General features: G+C 28.6%; 23 protein-coding genes and 3 pseudogenes. 18 read left to right on the forward strand and 8 right to left on the reverse strand.

The genetic code is table 11. The features are described from left to right. The first annotated feature begins 141 nt into the window (after window positions 1-141). The 3 genes from AC11VW_RS03535 to AC11VW_RS03545 all read left to right on the forward strand — a co-directional run bounded on the left by AC11VW_RS03535 (window position 142) and on the right by AC11VW_RS03545 (window position 2,277). Window positions 142-1,464 (forward strand): HD domain-containing phosphohydrolase, encoded by a 1,323-nt coding sequence (locus tag AC11VW_RS03535; RefSeq protein WP_484300011.1) that lies wholly within the window; start codon window positions 142-144, stop codon window positions 1,462-1,464. Between the two features lie 227 nt (window positions 1,465-1,691). Continuing rightward, complete coding sequence (locus AC11VW_RS03540) at window positions 1,692-2,036, forward strand: methyltransferase domain-containing protein (protein ID WP_484300012.1); 345 nt, start codon at window positions 1,692-1,694, stop codon at window positions 2,034-2,036. Continuing rightward, on the forward strand, window positions 2,017-2,277 hold the full coding sequence (locus AC11VW_RS03545) for a hypothetical protein (protein ID WP_484300013.1): 261 nt from the start codon (window positions 2,017-2,019) through the stop codon (window positions 2,275-2,277). The genes AC11VW_RS03540 and AC11VW_RS03545 overlap by 20 nt, the downstream gene beginning before the upstream one ends. A 398-nt stretch (window positions 2,278-2,675) precedes the next feature. Here the strand turns inward: AC11VW_RS03545 and AC11VW_RS03550 are convergent, their stop codons facing one another. Next, a complete protein-coding gene (locus tag AC11VW_RS03550; protein WP_484300014.1) occupies window positions 2,676-4,415 on the reverse strand; it encodes an ABC-F family ATP-binding cassette domain-containing protein in 1,740 nt (579 codons plus the stop codon). 173 nt (window positions 4,416-4,588) lie between these two features. On the opposite strand from AC11VW_RS03550, the gene AC11VW_RS03555 reads away from it, so the two are divergent. The 3 genes and pseudogenes from AC11VW_RS03555 (at window position 4,589) to AC11VW_RS03565 (ending at window position 6,895) form a co-directional block, all read left to right on the forward strand. After that, window positions 4,589-5,029: a DEAD/DEAH box helicase gene (locus AC11VW_RS03555; RefSeq protein WP_484300015.1), complete on the forward strand. Its 441-nt coding sequence runs from the start codon at window positions 4,589-4,591 to the stop codon at window positions 5,027-5,029. Window positions 5,030-5,169: 140 nt separating this feature from the next. Beyond that, a pseudogene (locus tag AC11VW_RS03560) lies at window positions 5,170-5,661 on the forward strand (YqaJ viral recombinase family protein); the annotation flags it as partial. Between the two features lie 124 nt (window positions 5,662-5,785). Further along, window positions 5,786-6,895: an ATP-binding protein gene (locus AC11VW_RS03565; RefSeq protein ID WP_484300016.1), complete on the forward strand. Its 1,110-nt coding sequence runs from the start codon at window positions 5,786-5,788 to the stop codon at window positions 6,893-6,895. 187 nt (window positions 6,896-7,082) lie between these two features. On the opposite strand, the gene AC11VW_RS03570 is transcribed toward AC11VW_RS03565, so the two are convergent. Both AC11VW_RS03570 and AC11VW_RS03575 read right to left on the reverse strand, forming a co-directional pair. Next, window positions 7,083-7,313 (reverse strand): DUF2922 domain-containing protein, encoded by a 231-nt coding sequence (locus AC11VW_RS03570; RefSeq protein WP_484300017.1) that lies wholly within the window; start codon window positions 7,311-7,313, stop codon window positions 7,083-7,085. A gap of 38 nt (window positions 7,314-7,351) precedes the next feature. Next, complete coding sequence (locus AC11VW_RS03575; protein WP_484300018.1) at window positions 7,352-7,570, reverse strand: DUF1659 domain-containing protein; 219 nt, start codon at window positions 7,568-7,570, stop codon at window positions 7,352-7,354. A gap of 337 nt (window positions 7,571-7,907) precedes the next feature. Between AC11VW_RS03575 and AC11VW_RS03580 the strand changes: the two genes are divergently transcribed. The 3 genes from AC11VW_RS03580 to AC11VW_RS03590 are packed head-to-tail and all read left to right on the forward strand — an operon-like array spanning window position 7,908 to window position 9,032. Then, window positions 7,908-8,033 (forward strand): hypothetical protein, encoded by a 126-nt coding sequence (locus tag AC11VW_RS03580; protein WP_484300019.1) that lies wholly within the window; start codon window positions 7,908-7,910, stop codon window positions 8,031-8,033. Continuing rightward, complete coding sequence (gene add, locus AC11VW_RS03585; RefSeq protein ID WP_484300058.1) at window positions 8,030-8,896, forward strand: adenosine deaminase; 867 nt, start codon at window positions 8,030-8,032, stop codon at window positions 8,894-8,896. Before AC11VW_RS03580 ends, add begins: the two co-directional genes overlap by 4 nt. Then, entirely contained in the window at window positions 8,844-9,032 is a 189-nt protein-coding gene (locus tag AC11VW_RS03590) for an ACT domain-containing protein (protein ID WP_484300020.1), read from the forward strand. Before add ends, AC11VW_RS03590 begins: the two co-directional genes overlap by 53 nt. Window positions 9,033-9,288: 256 nt before the next feature. Here AC11VW_RS03590 and AC11VW_RS03595 read toward each other — a convergent pair whose 3' ends face one another. Further along, complete coding sequence (locus tag AC11VW_RS03595) at window positions 9,289-9,492, reverse strand: nucleic acid-binding protein (RefSeq protein ID WP_484300021.1); 204 nt, start codon at window positions 9,490-9,492, stop codon at window positions 9,289-9,291. A gap of 356 nt (window positions 9,493-9,848) precedes the next feature. Here AC11VW_RS03595 and AC11VW_RS03600 point away from each other — a divergent pair, with 356 nt between their 5' ends. From AC11VW_RS03600 to AC11VW_RS03615, 4 genes and pseudogenes are all read left to right on the forward strand, one after another. Further along, window positions 9,849-10,211, forward strand: coding sequence for a hypothetical protein (locus AC11VW_RS03600; protein ID WP_484300022.1), 363 nt, complete (start codon window positions 9,849-9,851; stop codon window positions 10,209-10,211). Between the two features lie 5 nt (window positions 10,212-10,216). Next, entirely contained in the window at window positions 10,217-10,420 is a 204-nt protein-coding gene (locus tag AC11VW_RS03605) for a helix-turn-helix transcriptional regulator (protein WP_484300023.1), read from the forward strand. 41 nt (window positions 10,421-10,461) lie between these two features. Continuing rightward, window positions 10,462-10,683 carry a DUF4177 domain-containing protein gene (locus AC11VW_RS03610; protein ID WP_484300024.1) on the forward strand — a complete coding sequence of 74 codons (222 nt, stop codon included), beginning with the start codon at window positions 10,462-10,464 and terminating at the stop codon, window positions 10,681-10,683. A 206-nt stretch (window positions 10,684-10,889) separates the two neighbouring features. Then, window positions 10,890-11,423: pseudogene (locus tag AC11VW_RS03615) on the forward strand (flavodoxin family protein); the annotation flags it as partial. Here AC11VW_RS03615 and AC11VW_RS03620 read toward each other — a convergent pair. Then, a complete protein-coding gene (locus AC11VW_RS03620; protein WP_484300025.1) occupies window positions 11,410-11,583 on the reverse strand; it encodes a hypothetical protein in 174 nt (57 codons plus the stop codon). The pseudogene AC11VW_RS03615 and the gene AC11VW_RS03620 sit on opposite strands and share 14 nt — an antisense overlap. Before the next feature lie 3 nt (window positions 11,584-11,586). Then, a pseudogene (locus tag AC11VW_RS03625) lies at window positions 11,587-11,691 on the reverse strand (LexA family protein); the annotation flags it as partial. Between the two features lie 610 nt (window positions 11,692-12,301). Here AC11VW_RS03625 and AC11VW_RS03630 point away from each other — a divergent pair. From AC11VW_RS03630 to AC11VW_RS03640, 3 genes are all read left to right on the forward strand, one after another. Further along, the gene (locus AC11VW_RS03630) at window positions 12,302-13,222 is read left to right on the forward strand and encodes a hypothetical protein (protein WP_484300026.1); all 921 of its coding nucleotides are present in this window, start codon (window positions 12,302-12,304) and stop codon (window positions 13,220-13,222) included. A gap of 63 nt (window positions 13,223-13,285) precedes the next feature. Next, window positions 13,286-13,504, forward strand: a complete 219-nt coding sequence (locus AC11VW_RS03635; RefSeq protein WP_484300027.1) for a VOC family protein — start codon at window positions 13,286-13,288, stop codon at window positions 13,502-13,504. A gap of 229 nt (window positions 13,505-13,733) precedes the next feature. Beyond that, the gene (locus AC11VW_RS03640; RefSeq protein WP_484300028.1) at window positions 13,734-13,988 is read left to right on the forward strand and encodes a hypothetical protein; all 255 of its coding nucleotides are present in this window, start codon (window positions 13,734-13,736) and stop codon (window positions 13,986-13,988) included. Between the two features lie 66 nt (window positions 13,989-14,054). Here AC11VW_RS03640 and AC11VW_RS03645 read toward each other — a convergent pair whose 3' ends face one another. Together AC11VW_RS03645 and AC11VW_RS03650 are read right to left on the reverse strand one after the other, a co-directional pair. Further along, on the reverse strand, window positions 14,055-14,432 hold the full coding sequence (locus AC11VW_RS03645; RefSeq protein ID WP_484300029.1) for a helix-turn-helix domain-containing protein: 378 nt from the start codon (window positions 14,430-14,432) through the stop codon (window positions 14,055-14,057). 33 nt (window positions 14,433-14,465) lie between these two features. Continuing rightward, window positions 14,466-15,584 carry a hypothetical protein gene (locus AC11VW_RS03650; RefSeq protein ID WP_484300030.1) on the reverse strand — a complete coding sequence of 373 codons (1,119 nt, stop codon included), beginning with the start codon at window positions 15,582-15,584 and terminating at the stop codon, window positions 14,466-14,468. A gap of 152 nt (window positions 15,585-15,736) precedes the next feature. On the opposite strand from AC11VW_RS03650, the gene AC11VW_RS03655 reads away from it, so the two are divergent. After that, window positions 15,737-16,555, forward strand: a complete 819-nt coding sequence (locus AC11VW_RS03655; protein WP_484300031.1) for a methyltetrahydrofolate cobalamin methyltransferase — start codon at window positions 15,737-15,739, stop codon at window positions 16,553-16,555. 101 nt (window positions 16,556-16,656) lie between these two features. Further along, on the forward strand, window positions 16,657-18,033 hold the full coding sequence (locus tag AC11VW_RS03660) for an MFS transporter (protein ID WP_484300032.1): 1,377 nt from the start codon (window positions 16,657-16,659) through the stop codon (window positions 18,031-18,033). Window positions 18,034-18,051: the final 18 nt, after the last annotated feature.

Consider the following 18,051-nt stretch of genomic DNA (forward strand, 5'->3'; position numbering starts at 1 on the left):
GTGAATCATACCATAAATAACTACGATTTTTTGAATAAATCTAAGATTAAAGGTAAATGTTAAAATTAATTATTTGTTGAATTTTAGGTTATTTTAAAATAATATGTTAATATATATAATTTAGGAAGGATTGGAAGTAAAATGAAAGAATTTAGGGAATATATCAATATTACATTAGAAGAATTAGTATTTGCTTTTTCAAATGTATTAAATTTGGTAGACATAAGGCTGCACGACCATCATAAACAGGTGGCTTATATTGCCTATGAAATAGCAAAAGGATTAAAGTTACCAGAGAAAAAGATTAAAGAAGTAATAATGCTTGGTTTAATCCACGATATTGGAGCATTTAAACAAGAAGAAATAGATAATATAATTAATTTTGAGGATAAAAATGTTGAAGCTCATTCAATTAGTGGCTATTTACTATTAAATACAATAGATTCTCTGAGTTACATGGCAGAAACTATTAGATGGCACCACAGACGCTGGGAATATGGAAAAGGTTTCAAAGGTATTAATACTCAAACTGCAATGATAAGTCAAATTATTTACCTTGCAGACAGAGTATCTGTTTTAATAGATACAATACCACAAAATATTTTATTCAAGTCAGAGGAGATTTTAAATACAATAGAATATGAAAAAGATAGTAAATTCAATCCTGAATTAGTTGATACGTTTAAAAAAATTTCTAATCAACCTTCATTTTGGATAAATATGGTCACTCAATACAAAGAACCTATTTTAAAGAATGTTTTAAATTTTAAAAATTCACAAGTAACTTATGAAGAATTCATGGATTTGAGCAAATTATTTATCTACAGCATAGATTTTAGAAGCAGGTATACGGCAGCCCATTCAATTGGGGTTGCAGCAGTAGCTGAAAGATTATCAAAATTATGTGGCATGTCTGAAAATGATTGTAAGATGATAAAGATAGCAGGGTATTTTCATGATATTGGTAAACTTGTTATACCTGTTGAAATATTAGACAAGCCAAGTAGACTGACAAAAGAAGAGTATAATATTATAAAGCAGCATACATATTATACATATCACATATTAGATAACATTAAAGGAATGGAAAAGATAAGAGATATTGCAGCTTATCACCATGAAACGCTAGATGGAAAGGGTTATCCATTTGGAATAAATAAGCACATGCTTAGTAATGAAAGTAGGTTGATGGCTGTGGCTGATATATTTACAGCATTAACTGAAAAACGACCTTATAGAGAACCTATGAAAAAAGATGAAATTGCCAATATTCTAAGAAATATGGTGAATAAAAACAAAATAGAGAAGGATGTAGTAGAAATAGCTATTGATAATTATGAAGAACTCTATGAACATAATAAGATTAATCAAAGTGAGGCAATAAAAGATTTTTATTCTATTCAAAATAGATTTGGCAGTGACTTAAAGACACTCGATGGATTTGCTGTAACTTCCAGTACATAGGAGGAAGAAATCAAATAGAGATACTTTTTATTTCTATACATTTTTATTTGCCATTTAATGCACCTTTCTATGTAGTATTTACACTTAAAGTACGGATATGTATAATAAACAATATATAAAATATATCTAAAGATTATGATAGATGTGTTTATTACAAGATATAAGAAATTTATTAAAAGCATATACAGACATAAGTGGATGATTTGTTTTTGTAAAGCAGGATGTATATGAATGACATAATAACTGTAATTTTCAACTTATTTATGCTTCCATTTGAGAAATTATCACTACATAAAAGAAGAAAAGATATAATTTCAAAAGTAAAAGGTAATGTATTAGAAGTAGGATCAGGTGGTGGAGTGAATTTTAATTACTACGATAAAGAAAATGTACAGAGTTTAACAGTGATGGATTTGAAATTTAACAAATTTATAAAAAATCATGAGCTAAATAATGAAATTAACATCAACTACCTGTTAGGAAATATAGAAATAATTCCTTTTGAAGATAATACATTTGATAGTGTAGTAGGTACGTTGATATTTTGTTCTGTTGAAAATCAAAAGCTTTAAAAGAGTATTAAAACCAGCAGGTAAGCTATATTTCTTAGAACATGTAATGCCAGAGGCGAAGCATTATAGAAAGATAGCTAATGCTTGTAATGGCTCATGGAAGAAGATAGGAAAATGTAATATAAATAGAGAAACATATAAGCGTATAAGAGAAGCTAATTTTAAAATAGAAGAATTTGAGATGTTTGGAAAGGAGTGTTTTATATTTGTAAAGGGTATAGGTATAAAGCCTAATAACTAATAGACCCTAAAGTGATACAATATTGATTCCTAATAATTCATTTATGGGAAGGGAAATGTGTAGTTAGATAGTTTATGCCAGTGTTCAGAGTATAAGTTCCAATTTGAAAGAATTTAAACTTGAGGATTTTGGATGTTTAGTTATAGATGCTTGTGTCATAATAGGACTAAATACGGGAAAGTTAGATGGAATAGGGGTTTAGATGTGATTAAATGATTTATTAGCCCAATAAATCATTAAAATATTGAGAAAAAAGCGAGGTATATCCATCTCGATTGCCTCACAATCAGGTGACACTCTTTTGAACATAAAAGAATCCCCTAGTAGTATCCAGATTTTATGATTTAATCTGTTAACTTTAAGGGGATTATAACTTATTGTTGTAAAGAATACACGATTTAAAGTAACTTAATCAGCTCTTCTAACTCTTCAGATAAAATTTTTGCAAGCTCAAAATCAGTATCTATTAAAGCCAATGCTATTTTCGTTTCAACTGATTTTTTCTTTTGTTCAATTTCTAAATAGTCTTTATCAAAATGGCTAGCATAAATCATCTTTCTAAATTTTCGCATACTCATTTTTCTAATTGTTTTATCTTCAATCATTAAAACATAATCCATACAGTTAATTATAAAATGGTAATCATGAGAAATCATGAGAATCGCACCAGTATAGCTTTCTATGGCTTTTTCAAGTGCTATTTGTGAATAGGTGTCTAAATGACTTGTCGGCTCATCTAGAAGCAACATATTTGCTTTGCTAGCAGAAACTTTAGCCAATTGAAGTATATTCTTTTCTCCACCAGATAAAGATCCTATCTTTTGATCAATGACATCTTCCTCAAAACCATAGTTTGAAATATATGATCTAACATCTCGATAAGTTTTAAATCCTGCATCGAAGAACTCTTCAAGTATTGTATTAGACTCATTTAGTATTTCTCCTTGCATCTGAGATAAATAAGCCACTTCAACGTCATTATTTATTTCAATGGAATCATGATTATTTTTAAAGATTTCTCTCAATAAAGTCGTTTTTCCGACACCGTTTGTACCAATAAGAGCTACTTTATCAGTAGATTTAATCTCAAAGTTAACATTTTCTAAAAGCATTTCATCAAAGGCAACACTGTAATCATTAACTTTTAAAGCAATAGTTTCTTCGATTTTATTATCAGTAGCTAAATTGATATCAGGTTGCTTAATATCTACAAATGGCGCTTTAATTCTACGTTCTTCTAATCTTTCTTGGATTTTAACTCTAGCTTTTAGAGCTCTCCCATTAGAAGCTTCAGCATTATTAGTTGCGATAAATCTTAGTTTATCGATCAAGATCTCGTTTCTCTCAATTTCTTCATCATCAGCAATAGCGAGTTCTTGTAACTCAATTTTAGTTTGAAGTAATGAGAAGTTATAATCAATATATCTTCCATCAAATTCTTGGAGCTCCATGTTTTCAAGGTGCACAATTTTGTTAAAACAATGATTCAATAGATATCTGTTGTGCGTAATAATTAACATTGTTTCTTTGTGAGAATTAATTAGACTTTTAAGAGAATTCAGGTTTTCAAAGTCTAAAAACACATCTGGTTCATCCATAATCATCAAGTCTGGTTTATTAAGCATTTCCTTAATCACTTGAATAAGTTTGAATTCCCCACCACTAAGTTCAGATATCATTCGATCTTTATGCTTGATTAGGTTTGCAAGATTTAGTTTCTTATTAATGTTGCTTTCGAAATCATCCCCATCAATTGCATCAAATGCGTCTAAAACTTGTTGGTACTTTTCTAGTAAAGTATCAATATCCGAAGATGTTTCCATTTCAGTACAAATAGATGTTATTTCATTTTGTAGCTTAATAAATTCTTCCCCTATATATTCGAAAACTGTAGTTTCTTTTGTTTTGTCTAGTTGTGAAAACTGACTTACATACCCAATTCTACAATTTGGGTCCATCTCTAACTTACCATCGAACATATATCTTTCTGGATCCATAATTATATCTATCAGTGTACTTTTTCCACTACCACTTGTTCCTATAAAAGCGCAATGTTGACCATCTTCTAATGTAAATGAAATCTTATTATATAGATCTTTTTGCGGAAATGAGTAGGACAAGTTATCAACCTTTATCATATTATTACCTCTCTTTATCATTTAAAAAGAGCCTATAAAAATAAGCTCTTCAATATATAATCAATCTCAATTTTGCAATTGATTATATATGCAGTAACGACATTATTTTTGGATTTACTTTTGATAGCATAACACTTTTTACAACTAATTTCAATCCTAAGTTTACCTTAGGAATGACAGCTACTCCAGAGAGAAGTGATAATAACAGTATATTTGATTTATTTTATAATAATGTGGCATTAGAAGTTAGATTACATGAAGCTTTGGAAGAAGAACTTGTTATACCTTTTCATTATTTTAGACTTACTGATATAGATGGTGTAGATTTAAGTGATGTTGATATAGATGATATAGTAGAGCTTACGAAAAGATTAAAGGTAAATGAAAGGGTAGATTTTATTATAGATAAGATGAACTTTTATGGCTATGATGGAGAGCGTAGAAAATGCTTAGGATTTTGTATAAGTATAGATCATGCTAATTACATGGTTGATGAGTTTAATAAAAGAGAAATAAAAAGTGTATGCCTAAGTGGATCAGACTCATCTGCAAAAAGACAAGAAGATGATAATGGCCTTTTAGAGGTTATATTTACTGTAGACATATTTAATTAAGGTGTTGATATACCAGAAATTATAGATTTAAGCATTAAACAAGAAGATAAAGATGTTAATGAAGAAGTAAGTTACAAAATGGAATTAGGAAATAAGCTAGAGGATTTTGTAGCTCGTGAGTTTAGTTTAAAACAAGTAAGAAAGTTAGGAATATAAATGGCATACTTAAAAATGATAAATATCCATTTGCACTAGCTAATATTGATAGAGCTGTTGTTGGTGAAAAAGCATTCTTAGAATGTACGGTCACAAATAGCTATGGTAAGAAGATGTGGCAAAAAGAAGTTCCGATACATTATCAAATACAAGTATTTCACTATATGGCTGTAAGTGGTGCTACTCATTGTTATATAGCAGCATTAATTGGAAATGAAGAACTTATAATTCATAGGTTAGATAAAGGTGAAGAAATTATAGATGAAATTATGAAGTTAGAAGAAATGTTTTGGGACAAGTGTGTGCTAGGTGAAAATATACCTTCGCCAGATGGTAGTTTAGATTATTCAAAAGTTTTACAGAAATTATATAAAGATAGTAAAGAGGAAGATTTTATTTTTTCTAAAGAAGAAAGTTTTTCCAAGTTAATCACATCCTTAATTATATATACGCTGATTATAGATTATTTTCCATAAAATTACAATTGAGGAAGCACAAGCAGATAATGAAACTTTAAACTAAGATATAAATATTAGATTATATAAATTAGTACACTATGGGGAAAAAGAAAAACAAAAAGAAAAAGGAGAGGGAGAAAAAATGCATTGGAGTATGGAAGATGAAAAATTATCAAAAGATGGTATAAACCGCATACGTAAGTTTAAGATTTTATATGAACAAAATGTAGGTTTAATTAATGGTATTGTTGGTGAATGGTTATTTGAGATTTTAGAAACTGTGGATTATGAGTTATTTAAAAAAGCTATAGAAATTGCTACTGATAGAGGTAGATGCAATAAAGGTTATATTAATGGGATACTTAAGCAATGGAATGATAACAACATAAAAAGCATTGATGATTTATGTGCATATGAGATAAGTATTAAAAATAGGGGAGAGAGTGGTTATGGAAAATATAAGAGTGAGCCTACAAAGTCTAAATGTGCCAGAGAACTTGAAGCAGAGGATGGTCAATTTATCAAAAGCCAAGTGAAGAACAACTGGCAGAAGCAAGAGAGTGGATGCATAGATAATGAGTATAGGTGTGTTAAGTGTAGAGACTTAACTTTTATACTAGAGGATGGAGTTGCTACTGTCTGTGAGTGTAGAGCGCTTAGAGAAGCTGAAGACATACTTAAAAAGAGTGGAATAAGTGATGAGTTTAGGAATAAGAGTTTTAATAATTTTAATTATGCTTATGATATTCAAACTATTGATGCTTATAGAAAGGCTAGTGGTTATGTTAAGGAATTTGAAAGTATTAAGAATAGTAGGAATAATTCTATAATGTTTATGGGACAGGTTGGGTCTGGTAAGACTCACCTGAGCCTTGCTATTGCTAATGTGTTGATGGATAGTGGTGTTGGTGTTGTTTATATGCCTTTTGGGGATGTGATTATTAAGGTTAAGCAAAATATCATGGATGATGTTTATTATCATAGGGTGATGAATAGGTATAAGAATGCTAGGGTGCTTTTGATTGATGATTTATTTAAGGGTAGATTGAGTTCAAGTGATATTAATATTGTTTTTGAGATAATTAATCATCGCTATTTTAATAATTTGCCTATTATTGTTAGTACGGAGAAGAGCTTTGATGAGTTAATTGAGATTGATGAAGCTGTAGGTAGTAGAATCGTTGAGATGTGTAAAGGTTATTTGGTGCAGATGAAGGGTAAGAAGTTGAATTACAGGATTTATGGGCAATAAAAAACAGGCTCCGATGCCTGTTTTTAAAGGAATTTAAAATATGAAGTTTAAGAAAAAATATAATTTTGATTAGTTTCAATATAAAGGATTATTTAGATTATATCCTAATACTTGAAAGTTATACATTTATTGCTAAAAAAGCTATGCCTAAAGGGGGAGTCCTTAAGCATAGCTTTTGAATTTAATACTATCCTATAACCAAGTCATAAGCAGTAGTATCTGTAACAACAATCTTAGCTTCAACAGCTGCCACTAAATCCATTCCATTTGGAGCAAAGATATTTTTAGCAACTATTAAATCCATAACAGCTTTTATTTCAGCTTCTGTTATATCTTCTCTAGGATCATCTACAGATAAAGATATTTTTTTCTCATCCTCATCTTTAAAAGTCATGAGTAATCTTTTAGTAAGTTCCATATGTAAGTCATCCTTTCATTAAAATTCAACTTAATGGTCTAGGCACCAAGTATTGTATTATCTTGCTTGATTATATCCATTACAGGATATGTTTGAAGTCCCATTATAGCAGTACCTACATCAAATACATCTTGGGCAAAAGCATCGTATTTTAATGAAGGATAAGATTTACTTCTAGTTTTAGTTTTACCATCTACCATACCTAAATCTAATTTTACTTTTAAGCTTGAAGGATTGTTTATTTCAACAACAGCCATATAGTTTTACATCCTTTGATTTTTTTAGAAGTTTGGTTGCTTCTTGATATAAGTATAGGAAAATAAGATTTTAGGAGATATTAAAGTACTTTAGAAAAATTTTTTATAGGAAGTTTTTAATGATGTTAAGAAATTTAAGCTTTACTTTGAAATTGGTGCATAACATATGAATTAAAGTGATATCAATGTATTGGTAAAATAAGAAAGTGACAAAAACATAAGACGACAACGACAATGTTACCTATTTGGGTATCAGTTCAATTATAGGTAATTTTTTGTACAAAAAAATTAAAAGTGCATATATATAATAAATAGATATTATAAAGGAGAAGATATTATGACTAAAGATTTACCCAAAATAGAGCTACATTGCCATTTAGATGGAAGCGTTAGACCAAGTACAATAATAGATATAGCTAAATGTGAAAACATTGAATTACCTTCATATGAAAAAAAGAAATAAAAAAGCTTCTTCAAGCACCATTAGATAGTGAATCTCTTAATGAATACTTAACAAAGTTCGAATTACCGAATAAAGTGATGCAAAGTAAAGAAAGTTTAGAAAGAATTGCTTTTGAACTATTAGAAGATGCAGCTAAGGAAAATGTAAAATATATAGAAATAAGATTTGCACCACTTCTTCATACACAAAAAGGATTAAGTATTAAAGAGATAATCAAAAGTGTAATATGTGGTATAAAAAAAGCAGAGAGTATGTATGAAATAAAGGGAAATATAATACTAATCTGTCTAAAAAATATGAGTATAGAAGATAACTTATTAGTTGTTAAAGAAGGAAGCATATTCTTAAATAAGGGTGTTGTAGGCATAGATTTAGCAGGACCTGAAGAAGAAGGATTTTCTAGAAAGTTTAAGTCACTAATAGATGAAGCAAGAGAATACGGTTATAGAATTACTATACATGCAGGGGAAGCTGCAAGTGGTGAAAATGTAATTGATGCTATTACTTTATTAAAAGCAGAAAGAATAGGTCATGGTGTAAGAATACAAGGCATGAAAGAAGCTTTAGAATTAGTAAAGTATGAGAATGTTACCCTTGAAATGTGTCCAACTAGTAATATTCAAACTAAAGCTGTAGAAGATTTCTGTAACTATCCCTTGTATGATTTTTATAAAGATGGTATTAAGGTAACTATTAACACAGATAACAGAACTGTATCTAATGTAGATTTAAACCATGAGATAAATTTAATATTTTGTAATTTTAAATTATATAAAAATGATTATAAAAAAATTTACTTATATGCTGTAGATGCTGCATTTACTGATAGAAAAACTAAAAAATGGCTTAGAAGTTTTATTTAGTAAATCTTGGAATGAAAAATACTCATGGTTAGGGATAAAGCTTATAACTACATCTGAAATAAGAATAACATGTGCCATAGATAGTAATGATAAGCAAGTTGTAATAGATAAAACAGCTAGAGAATTTGATTTATAATAAAAATATAGAAAACTTAACATATGACTTAATTTAATTTGAAAATAAAATTAACATTCTTCAATCCCCATTGAATATTAAGAATATAAATATTATCATCCATAAATAATATTTATACTCCCATACTCCCTTTTGAAAAGACTGTAACGGAAACAGTCTTTTTTTATGCTCTAATTAATATAGAGCATAAGATACTTACTATTAATTTAGTAGGTGATTTTTGTGTTAAACAAAACAATTTATTATTTGTTCATGTTTACTTAATAAAATCCCTATATTCATCGATATAGAAAATCACACAACCACAATTAGGACATACAGATGCTTTAGGTTTAGCAGATACGCTATTAAAAATCCCTTTAACATGTTTCTTAATTTTAATTCCATAAAGACCACCTTCAACATTAACACTACAATCATCTATCATTTCAGTCTGACATTGATTACATATTCTTTTCATTTTACTCTCCCCATTCAATGAATTATTTTTGATTTAGATAATAATTATTCATTATATAATATTATACAATATTTATAACAAACTATTAGCATTTTATAGAAAAATCAGATTCTTGTGAAGAATATTCACCAGCAAGATAATTTAGGAAAACAAAGAAGACGTTGTCTATGAATGTTGTGTGATGAAAAAAATGGAGTTCTACTTAAGGCAAAAGCATTGGCTACCCAACCTATTTATAAAACCATCTAGAACATCAATGATGTTTTTTCTTAATTTTAAGTAATAATATTAAACTTAATGTGATATATATGTAATATAAGGATATAAATATATCACATTAACGAGGGGATTTATTTATGAAAGGGGTAAGCAAGTATTCAATTTTATTTGCACTTTTTGGATTTTTAGGTTTTAAAGAATTAAACGGTGACCCACTAGGGCTTTTATATTTTGGGTTCTTTGGCCAACTTTCTCACATTTGGTGGAACAAGCTAGGTAATTGTGAAGATGAACGCTTAATTTATAATAAACATCGAGCAGGTTCCATAGCATTTTCTACAGGCTTTGTCCTAGCAGTTGTAGCAAGTGTATTAATTAGGCTATATACAGTAGATGTACTAACACTTTATAGAATGCAAGTATTAATACTAGCACTTACTTTTGCAATATCTGTGAATTTATGGGCATTTTTAACTTATAAATTTGATCTAGGGAACTAAAAATTATGACAAAATTTACTAGTAATTTAAAAAAATATCGTCAATTTAATGAATTAACTCAAGAAGAATTAGCTAATAAAGTTAATGTTAGAAGAGAAACTATAGCTCGTTTAGAGAATGCAAAATACAATCCTTCACTTGAATTGGCAGTTAGAATTTCAAAGGAATTAAATACTCCGATTGAAGAACTATTTATTTTTGAATTTTAACTAGTTACCAAGTTTAGGTTTATAGTTAGGGGAAATTTTATATGTACGAGTATAAATTTATAGAAGTGCCATTAAAGAAAGGGTTTAAAGTTAAATCTGGTGATACTTTTAAAGAATGTAAAAATATCATTCATGAAGAATCTAAAAATGGATGGAGATTAAAGCAAGTTATCATTCCAGCAAATGAAAATACTGGCTTTTCAACTCCAGGTGTATCAGCTCCGTATTGTTATCAAATTGTGTTTGAAAAAGAAATAAATTAATTAATCTTTAAATAATTTTAGGTGTCATAATTTTACAATATTGGTTTATTTATTTAGATAAGCTATTTCAATATATTAATTAGAGTCATAACTTATTATAAATATTAATTTTCACCAACACAGCTAAAAAACTAAGATTGATTAGTAATTAATAAGTTAATGTTAAAAGAAAATCATGGAGAAAAAGTGCTTTTGACAAATGCAAAGAAATTGAAACTGAGTTGATTTTTCTTGGAGATTATAATATTAGAGGGTGCACTGGGTGTGAAGGATGTAAAGACACATACAAATGCGTAATAATGGATGATATGCAGAAATTATATCCACGTATACTAGAGGCAGATGCTATTATTACAGGTTCATCTACATACTTTTATAATATAACCGCAGATATGAAAGCTTTTATTGAAAGGTTTTATTGTTTTCAAGTCTTTGCAGAAGATGACCGTTCAGTTTGGTCAAGTATCAATGAAGTATTAGGTGGGAAATATGCTGTGGTTATATCTATCTGTGAACAAAATGATGAAAAAGACATGGGATTTACCGCTGAAGCTATGAGCAAACCTCTTGAAGGCTTAGGATATAGAGTAGTAGAGACTGTTAAAATTCTAAAATTGTTTAAAAAGGGAGATGTACTGCAAAATCAAGATGCTTTAGAGGAAGTAAAAAGAGCTGGAAAAAAACTAAAAAAAACGATTAAGCTAAGAAAAGAAACAGAGGAAAAACTTAAATTACATTAATCATAGAAGACACCTTATTACCAAAGGTGTCTTTTCCTTTATAGTTAGTTGGTAAATTTATAACATCTAAATCATCACAGCAAGCAGGATCTAAAATAGTAATAGCTCTAGGTTTTGTAGGATATTTCTTTAAATAACCTTTTCTCTCAAGAGTATTCAAATGAGAATGAACTGTTGATGTAAATCTTAAGCCTACACCAATACATATATCCCTTATACTTGGTGGATACCCTTTGAGTTCAATTTGTTTTTTTATATAATCTAATATTTATAATTGTTTAATGCTTAAATCTTTACTCATCTATAACTCCCCTTAGCACTTATGTATTTTGGTAATATATAGTATAACATAAGAACGGGTGAAATGAAACTAATGTTCTCGATGAATGATGAAATTTCAAGTCATAGTAACGATTGTAAAAAATAATATAGACATATAAAGTAATGTATATTAATGTTAATGCAAACGCATATTCGTAGTGCGAAGGGGAATAATTATGATTTTAAGAAAACTTAACTAAAAAAAGCAAGTGAAACAATTGAAAAAGGTAAGAAAGATAATATAGGTATAGATACTGACTATGATATTTATATAATGATTTCATTTTTAAAAGATTGTAGTAGATTACATAAACTATAAAGAAAATACAATAACTATGAAAATGGAGGCACTCATAATGAGTGTCTTTTATGATACAATTAAAGAAGTATTGAACATTTTAGGGAGAGATTAAATATGGGAAAATACAGTGAAGACTCATTAATTGTTCATGATTATTTCTATTATAACTATGCAAAGAGTTTAATTTACAACTAAAAAATAATCACACAAAAACATGAGTGAAATAAATAGATATGGTATTTTGGAGGGAAATTACATGTACTTAGAGGGCAATATTATATCATTTACAGAACTGGGAGAGAACTATGAAGGAATAATAATTGAAAAAAGAGATGATTCATCATTAATAGTATTTGATATATATGGTAATATAAAAACTATTTATAGAAATGATGTTATTAATACTAATGTAGAAATGAATCTAAATTCAATAAATAATTTACTTAAATATTACAAACATAATTTAGAACAAAAGAAGCAAGAAGAAATGATTAAACAATATCAAATAGAAGTACAAGAAATTAATAAAAGATATTCTGAAAAAATCAGAAAAAATAAAAACAAAATAGAAGAAATAAAAAGTGTAAAAGTAGGACTAATAAATAACTTAGATGTGTATACATATACAAAAATAAATGAAAGATTTGAAGAAATATTAAATCATAAAGAAAAGGGTTATGAAATTTTCACAGATTTCAAACATAGCCTAAAAGAAGTAGTTTTCAATAGACTATATACCTTAGCGGAAGAAGGGACTTTTGACATTGATAAACTAGAATTTATAAACTATTTTAGCGATGGTCAGCCATATACACAACATCCAGAATACTGGAGTAGTGAAGCTAAAAATCAAGCAAAGATGTTTATAAGAAAAATTGACAAGGAATTAGGAATAGATGCAAGTATTTTATATCATACAAAACTAGAAATAGAAGATAGAATAATTTTTGGTGGAGCATTAAAGGATTTGACTTTAGAGAGAAATTATAAGTTTATCCCTAAGAAGCTTAGTAATAAAAAAGAGGAAATAGATGAAGTGATTTTTGAAATTGCAAATTTTGCTAAGGAATATCTATTAGAAAAAGAGGGTACAGATAAGTTTCCCTGGCAAGAAGGATATAAAAATGTGAACGATAATAAGGTATTGATATTTCCTTGGAGAGACAAAGTAAAATAATATAACTGATGCTATTTCAATGGGGATGCTATAACTATATTAGTAGGTGAAAAATAAAGGAAGTTGTTTTCATTTCCTAATCCATCTAAAAGAACAAACAGTCCAGAAGCTTGTGGGCTTAGGCACTTAGCACTAGAAGTAAAGGATATAGAAAAAGCAGTTAAAGAACTAGAAAGTATAGGTATAGAAGTAGAGCCTATAAGAGTAGATGAATTTACATCTAAAAAATTCACATTTTTTAAAGATCCAGATGATTTGACTTTGGAGTTATATCAAGTCTAATCTTCTAATCTTATTAGATATAGTATATTACATTGAATTGAATATTTTGTAGATATCCGAAGTAGGAGCAAAAACCTCTCCTACTTCAGCTAACCTTTGGAACATTAGTGAAAAAGTAGATAATTACTTTTTAGATAAATACAAAGCTTTTATAAAATAACTTAAGAGCAATGATAAATCTAAAAGGGAAGAAGTAGTTAAAGAATTTAATAAAATAAAAGAATATGGAATGATCCGATTTTGTACGTTCCACCAATCTTATTTATATGAAGACTTTGTAGAAGGATTAAGAAGTGATAGTAATGGTGGATTTGCTCCTAAGATAGATACAAAGTGGGAAAAGATTGATAGAAATAGTAACAGGCATGGAGTAAAGAGAGAAGATTTTTATCATATTTATATCTATAATAATTATAGATATAAATATAGTTTAAGCAAGAAGACTCCTGTTCAGAATAGAGAAAGTAACTTAGTAATTAAGTGATTAAAAGGAGTCTTTATTTATTTTTTACAAATTATTACTTTGTTTTAAATTATTGTATTCTTTTTATTATTCAATAGGCATGATAAGTTGTTCTTTATCAAGTAGTTTAAAAGATATTAAAATATATAGCAACATATTTTTATTATCAAAATCTATATTTGTAAATTCCTTGATTCTTTCCAATCTATATAAGAAGGTACTACGATGAATGAATAGAAGCTTAGCAGATTTAACTGCATTAAGATGGTTTTCTAAATAAGTGAGTAGAGTGTGGTAATACTGTGTATTATTTTTTTCATCATAAGTTTTCAAAGTAAGTATTTTCTTTGAACAAACTAAATGAGCGGGAAGGTGACTTGTACAACATTCAAGTAAATAAGAATAGGCTATATCATCAAATCGATAAATCCAGTTAAAAGGACGGTGCTTTATACCAAAATCCACAGCAATATGAGATTGAGTATAATATTGAAGGATCTAACTAAATCCAGTAAAACTATTACTAATACCCGCTTTAAGGTAACAATCACGTAAAAAATAAGTAAGTTTACTAGTTACATCATCAATAGTAGTATTAAATTTTGTAAGATTAACAAAAACTACAATTTCATTATTATATGAGCAAGCAGAGGAGTCTTTAAGTAGTGATTTAATACGGCTACAAATAGAATTTATTGTTAGATTATTAACATCTAATGAACTTAATTTTATATTTATACAAAAGTATGTATGATTAGGTAACCAACCAAACTCAGAAAAGCCTTGCTCAATAAGTCTGTTATCTGATATTTCCTTTGAAAGTATTCCTGAAATAATAGTATCTAAGGTATTGAGTGTATGAGATTTCAGTAGGTTAAGTCTTGAAAATACTAATTTAATATACTGTGAAAAATGTTCTAAAAGAGCAGCATCTTCTTCATGTAATTTAGATAGACTTTCTGCAACGATAATACGATGAGAATACTTTCCGTGGTTAAAGAGATTAATACATAATGAACGTCTACCTGTCACATGGTTAGGAAATATAAAAGGGTCAACTAAATCTTTAGCAGCATTATACTTAGGATCTAATTTGAATAAATTTATATACTCAAAAAAACTATCCGAATCTATTAATTGGGCAACATCAGGAAGTTTATTAACGACATCAGAATAAGCCAACATAGTAAAATCTGCAGATTGTAGGAGAATAGGGTTATTAAATACATCAAAGCTACAGTCTATCATAGATTGTATCGTTCCATCTTCATTAAGAATCTTCTGAAGTGAAGAATCCCATTCATCATAAATATCAAAAATGCTTTGAACTGTGTTAAAAATCTCAAATGGAGAAATATCTTTTTCTAATTCTAATACATTATCAGATGAAAGTTTACCATCTCTTAAAGTAGGTCCAATGCTTATTATAAGTGTGGATTTAGGTATATTATCTAATATGGAACCATGACAAATATAAACTTTATTACTAAGGATATCGTCACCATTATTGTAATATATAGGACGTTCTAAATTCAATTCGTGAGGTACACATCCTTTATAAGTAAAGTAATATAAATTCTGCAATTTTCTAATTAAAATTGCTATACTAATTTTCATAACACACCCCCATAGTACTCTTAGTACATATTGTAGGAAAAAATACTTAAAATATCAATATAGTTGTAGCATTTACTCAGAATATTTTTTCTCTTATAATTATATTAATAAAGAAAATATTTAATATTTTATAACTTTAGGGGGACAAAGAAATGATTATAATAGGAGAAAAGATTAATGGATCCATTCCAGTGGTCGCAAAAGCTATATCAGAAAAAGATACAGAATTTATTAGAAACAGAGCAAGAATACAGGCAGAAGCAAATTCAACATATATAGATGTATGCGCATCTGTTGAAGAAACTATTGAAGTAGAAACTTTAAAATGGTTAATAGACTTAGTTCAAGAAGTTACTGATGTACCAATCTGTATAGATAGCCCAAGTCCACAGGTATGTGTATCTGCAATTCCTTTCTGTAACAAACCAGGTCTAGTAAATTCAGTTTCATTAGAAGGGGATAAAATAGATTTAATATTCCCTGCTATTGCAGATTCAAAGTGGGAATGTATTGCTCTACTTTGTGATGATAAAGGAATTCCTAATTCAGTAGAAAGAAGAATGGAAGTATTTGAGGGAATTATGAAAAAAGCAAAAGAATACAATATAGATCCTTCTCGTATACACATAGATCCACTTGTAGTTACTCTTGGTACTGATGGGGAAGCATTAACTACATTTGTAGAGTGTTGCAGACAAATCAAAGCACAGTATCCAACAATACATATAACTAGTGGATTAAGTAACATTTCATTTGGCCTCCCTGCTAGAAAAAATATAAATCAAACTTTTATGGTATTAGCTATGAATGCTGGTATGGACAGTGCTATTGTTGACCCAACTAACAGAGATATGTTAGGCATGATTTATGCAACAGATGCATTACTAGAAAATGATGAGTTCTGCTTAGAATATATTGGAGCATATAGAGAAGGACTTATAGGACCTCTTGCTAAAGTTAAACAAGTTTAGTACTGTATTTAAAACTTTTAATTAATCAAATGATTACGAGATTTTTATTAAATAATTATAAAAGTCTTTATGATAATTAAAATTAAGAGAGGTATTAATAAATGAAAAAAATTAATAGTAAGATAAAAAGGTTTTGGGGAATAAGTGAAGTTGGTTTCTCCTTTATGAGTACAGCTGAAACCGCATTTTTTATGATTTTTTTAACCGACGTAGCAAGACTTCCTTTAGCAATGTCTGCAGCAATTGCTTCAGTTTCAGGAATAGCTGATGCAGTAACAGCAATGCTTGCAGGTGTCATTATAGACAAAGTAAACTTCAAAAGTGGTAAATACCGTCCATGGTTAATCTACTGTCCTCCAGTTGTAGTTGTGTTCTTTGTTCTTATGTTTACAAAAATAGGTGGAGATACAACAGCTGCTTTAATATGTGGGTCAGGGTATATTATAAGTCATGGTGTATGGAATATATGCTGGACAGCAAATAGAACCTTAGTTGGAGTTCTTACAGATGATGCTGAAGAGAGAGCATTTCTTTCAGCAAGAATATCTTCAGGTTCAAGTACAGGAAAGATTATAGCATCATATTTGGTTCCAGTACTTAGTGTATTTTTCTTAGGTCTTTTCTCTAGTTCAAATAATGAAGTTGTTGGGTATACAATGACCGTATTAGTTGCAGCATTGACTTTCTTTATATGTTATATAATTCACTTTACAATCACAAAAGGATATGATGAGCCTTTAACTGAAGAAGAAAAATCAATTGCTGTATCAAGTGCAAATAGAATTTCCTTTGGTGATATGGTAAGAGGTGTTGCATCAAATCCACAATTAATACTAGTTCTAATATATGATTTCTTAAAATTAATAGCTTACTACACTATAGTAGCATCTATTGCATATTATGCTAAAGTAGTTCTAGGAGCTCCAAATAGCATGTCGTTTATATTAGTAGTATTTAATATAGCAACATTAATAGGTACTTTACTTTCACAAAAAACAGTTAAAAAATTAGGCAGTAAGAATACAAACTTTGTTGGGATGATTGGTTTTATAGTATGTCATGGAATATGCTATATACTACCAACTAGTACATTTACATTTCTAGCTTTATTAGGTTTAGGTCAAATATTCTTTGGAATAGCTTATGGAAATACAACAAGCTTATATTCTACGTGTGGAACATACAGTGAATACAAAACAGGAAAAAATACAAAAGGTATCATAATGTCATTTTGCTCTTTAGCTATAAAAATTTCTATTGCAGTAAGAGGTGTTGTTATAACATCTGTATTAGCCTTTATTAATTATAGTCCAGATCTTGCAATTACAGCATCAACTCAAAATGGAATAAAAACACTATTTTTCTTAGTACCAATAGCTTTCCTTGTAGCATCTTTAATACCATTAATTTGGTTTAAAATTAAAGATAGTGATATTGAAATAATGGAAAGAGAGATTGCACAAAGAGCTAAAAGCTAAAAATATAAATTTATAAAT

The organism is Romboutsia sp. (assembly GCF_056995035.1).

Coding starts and splice junctions, on each gene's coding strand:
- AC11VW_RS03550 (WP_484300014.1), bottom strand. CDS start 4,415: ATGATAAAGGTTGATAACTTGTCCTACTCATTTCCGCAAAAAGATCTA.
- AC11VW_RS03580 (WP_484300019.1), top strand. CDS start 7,908: ATGACTAAAGATTTACCCAAAATAGAGCTACATTGCCATTTAGATGGA.
- AC11VW_RS03640 (WP_484300028.1), top strand. CDS start 13,734: ATGATCCGATTTTGTACGTTCCACCAATCTTATTTATATGAAGACTTT.
- AC11VW_RS03655 (WP_484300031.1), top strand. CDS start 15,737: ATGATTATAATAGGAGAAAAGATTAATGGATCCATTCCAGTGGTCGCA.
- AC11VW_RS03565 (WP_484300016.1), top strand. CDS start 5,786: ATGCATTGGAGTATGGAAGATGAAAAATTATCAAAAGATGGTATAAAC.
- AC11VW_RS03595 (WP_484300021.1), bottom strand. CDS start 9,492: ATGAAAAGAATATGTAATCAATGTCAGACTGAAATGATAGATGATTGT.
- AC11VW_RS03590 (WP_484300020.1), top strand. CDS start 8,844: ATGCTGCATTTACTGATAGAAAAACTAAAAAATGGCTTAGAAGTTTTA.
- AC11VW_RS03535 (WP_484300011.1), top strand. CDS start 142: ATGAAAGAATTTAGGGAATATATCAATATTACATTAGAAGAATTAGTA.
- AC11VW_RS03660 (WP_484300032.1), top strand. CDS start 16,657: ATGAAAAAAATTAATAGTAAGATAAAAAGGTTTTGGGGAATAAGTGAA.
- AC11VW_RS03575 (WP_484300018.1), bottom strand. CDS start 7,570: ATGGCTGTTGTTGAAATAAACAATCCTTCAAGCTTAAAAGTAAAATTA.
- AC11VW_RS03630 (WP_484300026.1), top strand. CDS start 12,302: ATGTACTTAGAGGGCAATATTATATCATTTACAGAACTGGGAGAGAAC.
- AC11VW_RS03610 (WP_484300024.1), top strand. CDS start 10,462: ATGTACGAGTATAAATTTATAGAAGTGCCATTAAAGAAAGGGTTTAAA.
- AC11VW_RS03555 (WP_484300015.1), top strand. CDS start 4,589: ATGACAGCTACTCCAGAGAGAAGTGATAATAACAGTATATTTGATTTA.
- AC11VW_RS03600 (WP_484300022.1), top strand. CDS start 9,849: ATGAAAGGGGTAAGCAAGTATTCAATTTTATTTGCACTTTTTGGATTT.
- AC11VW_RS03605 (WP_484300023.1), top strand. CDS start 10,217: ATGACAAAATTTACTAGTAATTTAAAAAAATATCGTCAATTTAATGAA.
- AC11VW_RS03540 (WP_484300012.1), top strand. CDS start 1,692: ATGAATGACATAATAACTGTAATTTTCAACTTATTTATGCTTCCATTT.
- AC11VW_RS03570 (WP_484300017.1), bottom strand. CDS start 7,313: ATGGAACTTACTAAAAGATTACTCATGACTTTTAAAGATGAGGATGAG.
- AC11VW_RS03650 (WP_484300030.1), bottom strand. CDS start 15,584: ATGAAAATTAGTATAGCAATTTTAATTAGAAAATTGCAGAATTTATAT.